Raw genomic sequence first — 14832 nt, forward strand, 5'->3', positions numbered from 1 at the left:
CTGTCACGTTATCGGGCCCAGGTCGACCGCGTCCCGGGAGCGACCGCGGTCCTCTTCGGCGACGAGTCGCTCACCTATGCCGAGTTCGACGCACGCGTCAACCGACTCGCGCGGCACCTGATCTCGTCCGGGGTCGGACCGGAATCGCTCGTGGCCCTGGGGATCCGGAGGTCGATCGATCTCGTGGTCGCCATGTACGCGGTCGTCACCGCCGGCGGTGCCTACGTGCCGCTCGATCCCGACCATCCGGCCGACCGGATCGGCCACATCCTCGACACCGCCCGACCGGTGTGTGTGCTCAGCACGAGCGCGGACGCCGACGACCTCCCCGAAGGAATCGCCCCGATCCTCCTCGACACCCTGGAGACGGATGGGTACGACGCGCATCCTGTCCGGGAGGACGAACTGCGCGGCACCGTACAGCCCGCATCCCCGGCCTACGTGATCTTCACGTCGGGTTCGACGGGACGGCCGAAGGGTGTGTCCGTTCCCCACGAAGCGATCGTCAACCAGCTCGAGTGGATGGCTGCCGAGTACGACATCGCCGGAAGCGACGTGTACCTGCAGAAGACCGCCACGACCTTCGACGTCTCGCTCTGGGGATACTTCCTGCCACTGCGCACCGGGGGGACCCTCGTCGTGGCGCCCCACGACGCCCATCGCGACCCGGCGTGGGTGGCGGATGCCGTCACACGTCACCGCGTCACCCTCACCGATTTCGTCCCGTCGATGCTCACCGTCTTCGCCGCACAGGCACCCGCCGGCAGCTGCGCGAGCCTGCGGCACGTGTTCGTCATCGGAGAGGCACTGCCGCCGGAAACGGTGTCGGCCTTCCGCCGGCTCGGCGATGCGGCGCTCCACAATCTCTACGGCCCGACCGAGGCGGCGGTCTCGGCCACCTATTGGCCGGCCGACGGCGACGGTCACGCCGTGCCGATCGGTGTGCCCGAGTGGAACGTGCAGGTCTACGTCCTCGACTCGCGTCTGGCTCCCACACCGGTCGGGACGCCGGGCGAGCTGTATCTCGGCGGGGTTCAACTCGCTCGGGGTTACGAGAAGCGCCCCGACCTGTCCTCCGACAGATTCGTCGCGAGTCCGCTCGGACGACCGGGGAGCCGGATGTACCGCACCGGCGACCTCGTGCGGTGGCGTCGTACCGCTGCGGGAGAGCTCGTCCTGGACTATCTGGGTCGCACCGACTTCCAGGTCAAGTTCCGCGGCCAGCGCATCGAACTCGGCGAGATCGAGACGGCTCTGCTCGGCTGCGCCGAGGTATCGCAGGCAGTCGCGCTCGTCGTGCCCACTTCCACCGGTGAGCAACTGGTCGCGTACGTCGTGCCGGCACCGGGACACACCGTCGACCGGGCGGCGCTGCTCGATGCGGTGAAGAAGACGTTGCCTTCCTACATGGTGCCCTCGGCCGTCGTCGCGCTCGACGAGTTCCCCTTGAACACCAGCGGGAAGCTCGACCGCAAGGCCCTGCCCGCACCGGTCTTCGAAGCACGCGAGTTCCGCGCGGCTCGTACCCCGATCGAGGAGATCGTGGCGGGTGTCTACGCCGACGTGCTCGGCGTGGCCCGGGTGGGTGCCGACGACGACTTCTTCGAACTCGGCGGCAACTCGCTCGTCGCGACGCGCGTCGCATCACGGATCTCCGACGCACTCGGCACACGGGTCCCGGTTCGGGAACTGTTCGAATCGCCCACGGTCGCGGCGCTGGCCGTGCGCCTCGAATCGCACGGAACGGGTGAGGACCGGCCCCGTCTCGAGGCCCGGCCCCGTCCCGAGCGCGTGCCACTGTCGCTCGCACAGCAGCGCATGTGGTTCCTCAACCGATTCGATCCGGAGTCGCCGGCCTACAACCTGCCGGTGGCGCTCCGGATCACGGGATCTCTCGACGCCCGGGCTCTCGAAGCCGCGGTCGCCGACGTGATCGATCGGCACGAAATCCTGCGCACCGTCTACCCGGAGTCCGAGGACGGTCCGGTGCAGGTCGTGCTGCCGGCGGCCGGGGCCGTTCCCGATCTGACACCGGTCGAGATCGTCCCCGGTGATCTCGAAGCCGCCGTCACCGCGTTGGCCGTCGCCGGATTCGACGTCACGGCCGATGCCCCGCTTCGTGCCAGGCTGTTCTGCCTGGATGCCGACGACCACGTGCTCGCGTTCGTCGTCCACCACATCAGTGCCGACGCGTCGTCGATGGCGCCGCTCACCCGCGACCTGATGACCGCGTACATGTCGCGACTCGCAGGTGAACGTCCGTCGTGGACGCCGCTGCCGGTGCAGTACGCCGACTACAGCCTGTGGCAACGCGAGGTGCTCGGCTCCGAATCCGACGCGGATTCCGTCGCGGCAGCGCAGATCCGGTACTGGGTCGAGGTCCTCGACGGTCTTCCCGACCAGCTGGAACTGCCGATCGACCGTCCCCGCCCACCGGTGCAGTCCCTGCGAGGCCGCCGCGTTCCGTTGCGGATCCCGGCGGACGTGCACTCCGCGCTGTCGTCTCTCTCGCGCGAGCGCGGGGCGTCGCTGTTCATGACGTTCCATGCAGCACTCGCGGTCCTCCTGTCACGATTGAGCGCGAGTTCCGACATCGCGGTCGGCACGCCGATCGCGGGTCGCGGCGAGGCCCGGCTCGACGACGTCATCGGCATGTTCGTCAACACGCTCGTGTTCCGCACCCGAGTGGACGACGACGCGCGATTCGGCGAGCTCCTCGACCGCGTGCGGGAGATCGATCTCGACGCCTACGCCAATGCGGACCTGCCGTTCGAGAGGATCGTCGAGATCCTCAACCCCACCAGATCGCAGGCGCGGCACCCCCTGTTCCAGGTCGGCCTGTCGTTCCAGAACGTCGAGCGGTCGAGCCTCGAACTGCCGGGCCTGACGGTCACGGGTCTCGACATCGAGACCGAGATCTCCCAATTCGACCTGCACTTCATCGTCGCGGACCATTACGCCGAGGACGGATCGCCCCTCGGTGTCGGCGGTTTCGTCACCTACGCCACCGACCTGTTCGACGAGTCCACGGTCGTGCGGTTCACCGAACTGCTCGAGACGGTCCTGCGCGCGGTGACCGCCGACCCGGACGTCGTGGTGGGCGACATCGATCTGCTCGGGGAGGCCGATCGGCGACGGCTCGCCGAGCTCGGCGACACCGACCGGACCACGGACGGTTCCGCCACATTGGTGACCCTGTTCGACGAGCAGGTCGCACGCCGACCGGACGCGGTGGCTCTCGTATCGGGTGACAGGCACTGGACCTATGCGGAGCTCGACACCGAGGTCAACCGGCTCGCGCACATGCTGCTCGAGCGGGGTGTCGGTACGGAGGATCGTGTCGCGCTCCTCCTGCCGCGTTGTGCGGAGCTCCCCATCGCGATGTACGCGGTCGCGAAGACGGGTGCGGCATACGTACCGATCGATCCCGCGATGCCCGTGGCCCGCGTCGAGTACATCCTGGAGACGAGCGCCCCCACGGTCGTCCTCACGAACGGCGACGGTCGCCGGACCTGCGCCCTCGATCTGCCGAAGATCGTCGACCTCGACGAGATCGACACGGCCCGGTATCCGTCCGGTCCGGTACTCGACGCGCACCGGAGCTCACCGCTGCGGCCCGACGATCTCGCATACGTGATCTTCACGTCCGGATCGACCGGCCGGCCTAAGGGCGTCGCGGTCAGCCACCGCGCCGTCACCAACCAGTTGCTGTGGAAGGCCGAGGAATTCGATCTCGGCCCCGACGACGTCGTGCTCCTCAAGACCGCCTCGACGTTCGACCTGTCGGTGTGGGAGTTCTGGTCGGCGCCCACCACAGGCGGCCGGTTGGTCGTGGCACGACCGGACGGTCATCAGGACCCGGACTATCTGCTTGCCACGATGCAGGAGCAGGGTGTCACCGTCGTGCACCTGGTGCCCTCGATGCTCGAGATGCTCATGACCGCCTCGGAGGGGTCGCTCCCCGAATCCGTGCGCGCCGTCCTCGCGATCGGTGAAGCGCTGCCGGCCACGACCGCTCGCGCGTTCCGCCGGACCCACCGTGCAGCACTGTTCAACCTCTACGGCCCGACCGAAGCCGCCGTGTCGGTCACCTCGCACGAGGTCGACGACGCGGACGAGCACGTCGTGCCGATCGGCACACCCGAATGGAACACCCGCGTCCACATCCTCGATCGGCGCCTCCATCCGGTGCCCGCCGGGGTGATCGGGGAGCTCTACCTCGCCGGTATCCAGCTCGCACGCGGCTACCAGGATCGACCGGCCCTGACGGCGGACCGCTTCGTCGCCGACCCGTTCGGACCGGCCGGGACGCGCATGTACCGCACCGGTGATCTCGCGGTGCTCCGCACCGACGGCGAGATCGAATACCGGGGCCGCTCCGACTTCCAGGTGAAGATCCGCGGTTTCCGCATCGAACTCGAGGAGATCGAATCGGCACTCCGTCGCCTCGACGGCATCGCTGCGGCCGTCGTGACCGCGCACCACGATGCGCGTCTCGGTGATCGGCTCGTCGCGTACCTGGTTCCCGCTGCCGGTGCGGTCGTCGACACCGGCCGGGTCGCCGAGGCTCTCGCCCGGGAACTGCCCGAATACATGATCCCCGGGACGTTCGTCGTTCTGACCGAGCTTCCGCTGACCGCCAACGGAAAGCTCCACCGCGCAGCACTTCCCGCGCCCGTCTTCGAGTCCACGGAGTTCCGCGCCCCGACCACGACGATCGAGCAGACCGTGGCCGGTGTGTTCGCGGAAGTGCTCGGCGTCGACCGCATCGGTCTGGACGACGACTTCTTCGATCTCGGCGGCAACTCGTTGCTCGCCACCCAGGTCGTCGCGCGTCTCGGTAAGACATCGGGACTGCGCGTTCCCGTCCGCACACTGTTCGAGGCCCCCGGCGTGGGTGCGCTCGCTGCCCGCCTCGAGCAGTTCTCCGCGGTCGAACACCACGAACCTCTCGTCCCGGTGATTCGCCCGGTGGAGATTCCCCTCTCGCTGGCGCAGCAGCGGATGTGGTTCGTCAACCAGTTCGACACGTCCTCGCCCGCCTACAACGTCGCCGCGGCGGTGCGGCTGTCCGGATCGCTCGACGCCGAGGCCCTGCAGCACGCCGTCAACGACGTCGTGGCGCGACACGAGACCCTGCGTACGCGGTATCCGCGCGGGACGGATGGTCCGATCCAGCAGATCCTCCCGGCAGTGGAGGCCACCGTTCGCCTCGAACCCGTCGACGTGACCGAGACCGACCTGCCGGCCCGGGTACACGACATCGTCGCGCGCGGCTTCGATGTCACCACCGAGATCCCGGTCCGGCTCGCGCTGTTCCGTCTCGCGGCGACCGAGCACGTCCTCGTGACGGTGGTGCACCACATCAGCGCCGACGGCTGGTCGGTCGGGCCGCTCACGCGAGACCTCGTGGTCGCCTACAGCGCACGCTCGACGGGCGCGGTGCCCGCCTGGGCGGCACTTCCGATCCAGTACGCCGACTTCGCTCTGTGGCAGCGGCGGATGCTCGGTTCGGAGGACGATCCCGCCTCGGTCCTCGCCGGACAGGCGGCCTACTGGAAGAACGCCCTTGCCGGCATCGCCGACGAGATCGCCCTGCCCACCGATCGCCCGCGCCCGCCCGTGCAGTCGATGCGAGGTGGCAAGGTGCGCTTCGTCGTCGACCCGTCGACCCATCACGGGCTCACCGAGGTCGCTCGCACACACAACGCGACCCTGTTCATGGTGCTGCACGCCGCACTCGCCGGCTTCCTGCACCGCATCACCGGTGACGTCGACATCGCGATCGGCACACCCGTCGCCGGCCGCGGACACGAGGAACTCGACGACCTGATCGGCATGTTCGTCAACACCCTCGTGCTGCGGACCGCGCCGCGTGGCGACCGGTCGTTCGCCGACCTGCTCGCCGAGGCACGTGAGACGGATCTCGATGCGTTCGCACACGCCGATATCCCGTTCGAGAGACTGGTCGAGATCCTGGCGCCGGAACGGTCCACCGCGCGGCAGCCACTGTTCCAGGTCGCACTCTCCTTCGAGAACCTGGGCCGGACCGGTTTCGATCTGCCGGGCCTGAGTTTCGGCATCGTGGACTCCGATATCGACGTCGCCAAATTCGACCTGTCGCTCACCCTCGCCGAACAATTCGATCGGACCGGCGAACCGGCCGGTATGGCGGCCGAGTTCTCGTATGCGCGAGACCTGTTCGACGAGAACACGATCGACGGCTTCGCGCGTCGCTTCGTGCGTTTCCTCGACGGTGTCCTCGCCGACACCGACCGGGCGATCGGCGACGTGGACATCCTCGACGCCGACGAACGTGCACGTCTCGCGGGAGTGCGCGGCGCCGAATCGGTCGAGCCGCAGAACCTGTCACGGCTCCTGTCGCTCGCCGTGGCGGGGGGACCGGACCGCACCGCCGTGCGTTGCGGCGACGAGGCACTGACCTATCGCGAGCTGGACGAGCAGACGAACCGTCTCGCCCGGGTGCTCCTCGACCACGGTGCCGGTCCGGAGACGTTCGTCGGCCTCGCCTTCCCACGCTCGATCGACATGATCCGGGCGGTATGGGCGGTCGCCAAGACGGGGGCGGCCTATGTGCCCATCGACCCCGATTATCCGGCCGACCGTATCGCCTACATGCTGGAGGATTCGGGAGCGCGTCTCGGCGTCACCTCCTCGGCTCACGCCGGCAGGCTCCCCGGCGCCGAGTGGCTCGTGCTCGACGACGACGAGTTCCGGGACAGATGCGACCGGATGTCGTCCGAGCCGATCGAGGCGACGGAACTGCACGGCGCGATCCGCGTCGGCAACGCGGCCTACGTCATCTACACTTCCGGCTCCACCGGCCGGCCGAAGGGTGTCGTCTCGACCCATGCGGGTCTGGCGAATCTCGCACGCGCGCAATGCGAGACCTTCCGAATCACGGCCGACGCACGCACCCTGCAGTTCGCTTCACCGAGCTTCGACGCGTCCGTGCTCGAGATGCTTCTCGCGGTCGGAGCGGGAGCGACGATGGTGATCGTGCCGCCCGCGATCTACGGCGGCGAGGAACTTGCGGCCGTCCTGCGGCGCGAGGCCGTCACGCACGCCTTCGTCACTCCGGCCGCGCTGGCCACCGTCGATCCGTCCGGCCTCGGTGAACTCGAGGCGGTGATGGTCGGCGGCGAGGCGTACTCCTCCGATCTGGTGACCCGGTGGGGAAGCGACCGTCGGTTCTACAACGTGTACGGCCCGACCGAGACCACGTGTATCACCACCAGCTCCGAACCGCTCGTGCCGGGAGGCGCGATGCCTATCGGTCATCCGTTGCGCGGTGTGGGTGCGCACGTGCTCGATGCCCGGCTGCATCCCGTCCCGCTCGGCGTCACCGGCGAGCTCTACCTCTCGGGACCGGCGCTGACCCGCGGATATCACCGCCGGGCCGGGCTCACCTCGGAACGGTTCGTCGCATCCCCGTTCGGCGACGGGCAACGCCTGTACCGCACGGGCGATCTCGTCCGCTGGGCCGCAGGCGGAGAACTCGAGTACGTCGGACGTGCCGACCAGCAGGTCAAGATCCGCGGGTTCCGGATCGAGCTGGGGGAGGTCGACGCGGCCTTCGTCGCACATCCGGACGTCGACTTCGCGGCTACTCTCGGGCACGAGACCGCAGCCGGCGCCGTAGTTCTCGTGACCTACGTCAAGCCGTGCGAAGCGCGGACCGTCGACACCGACGAACTGCTCGGGTTCGTGGCCGGGTCACTGCCCGACTACATGGTGCCCACGGCCGTCGTCGTCATCGACCGGGTGCCGTTGACCCCGGTGGGCAAGCTCGACAAGAAGGCCCTGCCGGAACCGGTGTTCGCTTCCACGGAGCGTCGCGCACCGTCGACTCCGGCGGAGACCGCGATCGCCGGGATCTTCGCCGAGATCCTCGGTGTCGACGAGATCGGCGCCGACGACTCGTTCTTCGCCCTCGGTGGCGACAGTATCGTGTCCATCCAGTTCGTCGCCCGAGCCCGGGCGCTCGGATTCGAACTGAGCCCGCGCGACGTCTTCGAACGGAAGACGGTCGCGGCGCTCGCCGAACTCGTCGATGCCGGGGCTGCCACGGAGGCAGGGGAGGCGGAGGCGGATCCTGCAGCCGAGGACACCGCTCCTCGGACACCCGAGATCGCGCGTGTTCGCGCAGGCGGGCACCACGGTGTCACGAGTGTCGTCATCGAGATGCCGGGCGGAGTCGACGACGACGGGCCGGCCGAGTGCCTGACCGCTGTACTCGCGGCGCATCCGCTGCTGCGTCTGGTCGTGCCGCGCGAGGTCGACGAGTCCCCGCGGGTCGTTGCCGCGTCGGCCCTCGATATCTCGAAGGTGTTGCGGCACCAGGTGATCGAAGGCCCCCTTGCGCTCGAGGAGATCGTCGACCGCGTCGTGCGGGAGGCCGCAGACCGGCTGGACCCGGCTGCCGGCATCGTCGTGCAATTCGTCCGGGTGTCCGCCGGTGACTCCGATCTGCTCGTGGCCGTCGGCGACGCGGTCGCCGTCGACGGAGTGTCGTGGCAGGTGCTCGCCGACGATCTGGCCGCCGCCTGGACCGCCCGTGCCGCCGGTCGCACCCCCACCGTGGCGGCCGAGAAGGTCTCGGCGCGGGCATGGTCGAACACGTTCGCGACGCCTCCGGCCGCGCCGGTGACGAGAGTCGCGACTGCGGATTCGGACGAGCGGGCTCCCCTCGGGGCCACCGTCCGTCATTCGGCCTCGGACACCGCATCCGTCTTCGCCGATCTGGCTGCGGCCTTCCGCGCCGAACCGATCGACGTGCTCGTCGCGGTCGCTGCGGTCGCGGTCACCGGCACCGGCGGGTCGGCACAGGTCGATCTCGTGGTGGGCGCCGACGGGCGACGACTCGCATCTGCGGCCGGCACGTCCCGGACGGTCGGCGGCCTGCAGGTGCAGTATCCGGCGCGCATCGACCTGGACGGGGTCGGGGAACTCACCGGGCCCGAAGGGGCGGCCCCACTCGTCAAGGCCGTCAAGGAACAACTCCGTGCGGCGCTGCGCCGGTCGTCCGACGACGCGGTGACGGCTGATCCCGACACGATGGTGACCCTGCACGGCGAACCACGCGACGGGGGCATGCGCGAGGCCTGGCGGTTGTCCGCCGAACACGGGATCCGGCCCGTCTTCCGTACCGCACCGGAACATCGGCTCGAAATCCACGCCTCGTCGGTTGCGGGGGAACTCGCCGTGACCCTCACCGCCGATCCCGCGCGCGTCCACGAAGACGAACTCGCCGACGTGGTCCGGACATGGACCGCGACGGTGGACGCACTCGCCCGGTACGCGGCACAACCCGGTATCGGCGGACTCACCCCCTCCGACCTGCCCCTCGTCGACGCGGATGCCGACGACATCGAGATATGGGAGCAGCGGTACCCGGGCCTCGAGGACGTGTGGCCGCTCACCCCCCCTCGCAGCAGGGCATGTTGTTCCACGCCCTGCTCGCGAGCGACGGTGTCGACGTGTACACGACCCAGTTCGTGCTCCGTCTCCGCGGTGATCTCGACACCGCCCGGCTGCACCGGGCCGCACAGACCCTGCTCGACCGCTACCCCAACCTGTGCGCGGCGTTCACCACGACGCGCAGCGGTGTGCCGGTGCAGGTCGTGCAGCGCGGGATCGAGGTTCCGTGGCGTGAGGTGGACGTCACCGAGGCCGGCGACCCGGACGCGATCGACGCGCGCATCGAGCAGGCGAAAGCCGAGGATCTCGCAACGCATTTCGTGATGGACCGCGCCCCGCTGCTGCGGTTCACCCTGTTCCGTGCCGCCTCGGACCGTGTCGATCTGCTCGTCACGAGCCATCACATCCTCATCGACGGCTGGTCGATGCCGCTGCTGATGCGCGACATGCTCGTGCTGTACGCAGCCGACGCGGATCCGGCCGTGCTGCCGCCCGTCGCTCCCTATCGGGACTATCTCGAGTGGCTGCACGCACGGGATCACGCCGAATCGCGGGAGGCATGGAAGCGCTCGCTCGACGGCCTGGACGGTCCCACGACGATCACCACGCTCGACACCGCTCGCGGGATCGAGGCGGGCATCGGTGAAGCCGGTTTCGAACTCACGCCGGAAACCACGGCAAAGCTGTCCGCGACGGCGCGCCGACTCGGCGTCACCCTCAACACCATGGTGCAGACGGCGTGGGGGCTGTTGCTCTCCCGGATGACCGACCGCGACGACGTCGTCTTCGGCGCAACCGTATCCGGACGTCCGCCACAGCTACCCGGTATCGAGTCGATGGTCGGCCTGTTCCTCAACGCAGTCCCCGTCCGGGTGCGCATCGACCCGGACGAGACCGTCGCGAACCTGGCGTCGACGGTGCAACGCGAACAGGGTGAGCTTCTCGATCACCACTATCTCGGGTTGGCCGAGATCCAGGAGTCGGCCGGTGCGGACGCACTGTTCGATTCGCTCGTGGTCTTCGAATCGTTCCCGGTGGACGCGGCCGCCCTGTCGGAGGCGCGCTCCGGCATCGGTCTCGACGTCGCCGCCGTGGACGCGGCCAGCGGCACACACTATCCGCTGACCCTCATGGTGGTCGCCGACGACCGGGTGCGGGTGACGGTGAAGTATCTGGAGGACGTGATCGGCGGGACCTTCGCGTGCGACGTGGCCGACCGGCTGGAGGTCGTGCTCGACGCGTTCGCCGAGTCGGTCGACCGGCGGATCGGGCAGCTCGACGTGTCGACCGGACACGATCGGGCGCGTCTCGACCGATGGAATGCGACGGACGTCCCCGAACTGCTCGACGAGGCGACGCTGGTGTCGTTGTTCGAGGAGCAGGCGGCCCGCACCCCACAGGTGCCGGCGCTCGTGTTCGAGGACACCGAGTGGGACTACGCGACCTTCGACGCGGAAGCCAACCGGCTCGCCCGGCACCTCGTCGCACTGGGCGTGGGGCCGGAGACGCTCGTCGCAGTGGCGATGCGGCGCTCGCTCGAACTGCCGCTCGCAATCTACGCGATCGTCAAGGCCGGTGGTGGGTACGTACCCATCGACCCGGATCATCCCGCCGATCGCACCGCGCTCGTACTCGACGGGGCGCGTCCCGCATGCGTCCTCACCACGAGCCGCGACGGTGTCGACCTCGCGACGACCGTTCCGGTGATCGACGTGGATCGCCTCGACCTCGGTCACCTGCCCTCTCACCCTCTCGACGACTGCGAACGGCTCGGCTCCCTGAGGCCCGACAACACGGCCTACGTGATCTACACGTCGGGGTCGACGGGCCGTCCCAAGGGCGTCCAGATCACCCACCGGCAGGTCGCCAACCAGTTCCGCTGGGCGCAGCGCACATTCCCGCATTCCGTGGGGGATGTGGTCCTGCACAAGACTCCCGTCACCTTCGACATCTCCACATGGGAATTGTTCTGGCCGTTGCAGACCGGGGCGACGGTCGTGGTGGCCCGGCCCGACGGGCACCGCGACCCGCAGTATCTCGCCGAGACGATCCGTCTCCGGTCGGTGAGCTCGGTGCATTTCGTGCCGTCCATGCTCGATGTCTTCTGCGAGTCCGCGGATGCCGGCGACCTCGCATCGCTGAAGTACGTCTTCGCGGCCGGGGAGGAACTGACCGCCGACACCGTCGACGCCTACCGGGCGATCGGCACGGCGGCACTCGTCAACTGGTACGGCCCTGCGGAAGCAACCGTGGTCACCAGTGTGGACACGGCCCGAGTGCACGGCCGGCCGGTGCCGATCGGTGCACCGGTCGCCAACACGACGGTGCACGTACTCGACAGCCGGCTCCGGCCGGTGCCGGTCGGAAGCGTCGGCGAACTGTACGTCGGGGGAGTGCAACTCTCCCGCGGATACGCCCACGCAGCGGTTCTCACGGCGGAGCGTTTCGTCGCCGATCCCCGCAACACCGGAGCGCGGTTGTACCGCACCGGAGACCTCGTCCGGTGGAGGGAGGACGGCAGACTCGACTACCTCGGCCGGTCCGATTTCCAGGTCAAACTGCGCGGGCAGCGCATCGAGCTCGGTGAGATCGAAGCAGTGCTCGTATCGCGACCGGAGGTGGCGCGCGCCGTGGTCACCGTCGTCGCGGGACCGGACGGAGGCGACCGCCTCGCGGCCTATGTCGTCGCCGCCGAAGGAGTGTCGCTGGATGTCGGCGAACTCGCCGTGCATGCGCGGCATTCGCTGCCGTCGTACATGGTGCCTGCGGTGCTCGTGCCCTTGCGCGAACTGCCGCTCAACGCCAACGGCAAGCTCGACCGGAAGGCGCTGCCCACCCCGGTGATCGACACCGTCGCGTACACGGCGCCGCGTACTCCGCTCGAGGAGCTCGTCGCAGGCGTCGTCGAGGAGGTGCTCGGCGTCGAGAAGGTCGGTGTGGACGACGACTTCTTCGCGCTCGGCGGCAACTCGTTGAATGCGACGCAGGTCGCGAGCCGGCTCCGCGACAGCGTGGGCGCCGACGTCCGCGTCCAGTGGTTGTTCACGGACCCCACCGTCGCTGCACTGGCAGGACGCATCTCGGCCGAACGCGACGCCGGCGAGGAGTTCGATCCCTTCGCCGACAGTGCGATGCAGGTGCTGCTCCCGCTCCGCGCACGCGGTTCCCGGGCACCACTGTTCTGTGTCCATCCGATGTACGGACTCGCGTGGACGTACTCGGGCCTGACCCGCTTCGTGCACGATCGGCCGATCTACGGCGTCCAGTCGAAGGCGTTGTCGGAGGACGGATACCTGCCGGAGTCCCTGGCCGGGATGGCGGCGCGATACGTCGAGGAGATCCGGACGGTGCAGCCACACGGTCCGTACAACCTCATGGGCTGGTCGCTCGGTGGTGTGCTCGCGCACGAGATGGCCGTGCAACTGCAGGCGGCGGGGGAGCGCGTCGACTGCCTCGCCATGCTCGACAGCCATCTGAATCTGGATGTCGGCGACTTCCGGGGAGCGATCCGCGACGAGCTCGAACAGATCGGCGTCGTCCTCGACGACTCGGCCGACGTGACGAGCCTGTCGGACGAGCACCTCCAGCGCGTGATGGAGACCGTTCCGCAGGAGATGGTCACGCTCACCGCGGAGCGTTTCCGCAATCTGTACGAGAGTGCGCTGCGATCGGCGGAACTCATCGCGTCGCACACCCCCGGGGTGTTCGAGGGAGACCTGATGTACTTCAGCGCGGCCGATCATCCGCCCGCCCAGGACGGTGCCGCGGGACGCTGGTCGCACCTGGTGACCGGCACCATCTCGGACGTTCCGATCGACTGTGTGCACGGCGCGATGACCACACCCGAGTCGCTGGCAGCGATCGGGCCGGTGCTCGAAGAACACCTCCACAGGGAGTGGATGTAACGAGTTGCTCCCGGACGACGACGCATGTAACTGTACGTAGGCCGCCATCGGGTAGGTTCCGTTCGAGCATCGGACCGCACCGCGCCCGACGCCGACCACCACTGCCTATTCGAAAAGGTGAGAGAACCGTATGAGGCATCCGATGCGAGGATCCGGACGACTTCGCGTACTGACCGTCGGCGCGGCATGCGCAGTTTTCTCGGCTGCGTTGTCGGTGGCTCCGGCAATTGCCCAGCCGGCAGACCCTGTGGCCGAGAGCCAACAGCCGCTCCAGTCGGTGACCAGCGAAAACGGCTCGAAGATCACCCGTATCGAAAACTACGGCGAGCAGCAGCTGCTCGTCTACGTCTACTCCGCCTCGATGGACAAGGAGATCCTGCTCGACGTCTGGCGTCCCGCCGACACCAGCGAGCCGCGCCCGACGCTGTATCTCCTCAACGGAGCCGGTGGTGGCGAGGACAGCGCGACCTGGCGCTTCCGCACCGACGCGATCGAGTTCATGAAGGACAAGAACGTCAACGTCGTCTCCCCGGTCGGTGGCAAGTGGAGCTATTACACCGACTGGAAGGAAGAGGACCCGGTTCTCGGTGTCAACAAGTGGGAGACCTTCCTGACGAAGGAGATCCCGCCGCTGATCGACGCGGCGCTCGGTACGAACGGGATCAACGCGATCGCGGGTCTGTCGTCCTCGGGTACGTCGGTCCTGCAGCTGCCCATCGCTGCTCCCGGCCTGTACCAGGGCGTCGCAGCGTACAGCGGCTGCGCCCAGACCTCCGACCCGATCGGGCAGCAGTTCGTCAAGCTCGTCGTCGAGACCTGGGGTGGCGGCGACACCCGCAACATGTGGGGTGAGCTGAACGATCCGGCCTGGGCCGAGAACGATCCCTACGTGCACGCCGAGGAGCTGCGCGGTCTCGATCTCTACATCTCCAACGGCACGGGCCTGCCGGGGCGCTACGACACCCTGAACGGTCCGGAGATCGACGGCCAGGTCGACGTGCTCGCCAACCAGATCGTGGTCGGCGGCGTCATCGAAGCGGCGACCAACTACTGCACGCACAACCTCCGTACCCGCCTCGACGAGCTGGACATCCCCGCCACCTACAACTTCCGCGACTCCGGCACCCATTCGTGGGGTTACTGGCAGGACGATCTGAAGGACTCGTGGCCGGTGCTGCAGAAGGCCCTCGGCCTCTGACCGTCCTCGTCGGTCGGTTCGTGTGACCGATCGGAAAGGCCCCTACCGCTTCCGGGCGGTAGGGGCCTTTCCGTGTCGACGAGCGAATCGCCGGGTGTCCGTGGCGGCCGAGGCCGCCGGCGCTATCCGTTCTCGGGCAGGTCGCACGGCACCGCGTGGGCCTCAGCGTATCCGGGGTCGAGCGCCGACTTCACGAGGTGGAGTGATTCGGGTCGTACGAGGATCGTGGAGTGGTCGGCGGGCGAATCAGGGCAGCCGTCTGAACCCACACGTTGTGGACCTCGGCGT

The 14832-nt window shown here is 68.5% G+C and carries 2 protein-coding genes and 1 pseudogene; all 3 read left to right on the forward strand.

The features are described 5' to 3' along the window. Positions 1-8082: pseudogene (locus R1101_RS30875) on the forward strand (amino acid adenylation domain-containing protein); the annotation flags it as partial. 1418 nt (positions 8083-9500) lie between these two features. Beyond that, positions 9501-13346: an amino acid adenylation domain-containing protein gene (locus tag R1101_RS29420; protein WP_232284688.1), complete on the forward strand. Its 3846-nt coding sequence runs from the start codon at positions 9501-9503 to the stop codon at positions 13344-13346. A 142-nt stretch (positions 13347-13488) separates the two neighbouring features. Continuing rightward, positions 13489-14544, forward strand: a complete 1056-nt coding sequence (locus tag R1101_RS0106305) for an alpha/beta hydrolase (protein ID WP_037222322.1) — start codon at positions 13489-13491, stop codon at positions 14542-14544. Positions 14545-14832: the final 288 nt, after the last annotated feature.

The sequence above is a fragment of the Rhodococcus sp. R1101 genome (assembly GCF_000278445.1).
Lineage (GTDB): Bacteria > Actinomycetota > Actinomycetes > Mycobacteriales > Mycobacteriaceae > Rhodococcus > Rhodococcus gordoniae.

Bases quoted from the DNA above. Each gene is read 5' to 3' on its own strand.
- R1101_RS0106305 (WP_037222322.1), top strand. From the start codon at position 13,489: ATGCGAGGATCCGGACGACTTCGCGTACTGACCGTCGGCGCGGCATGC.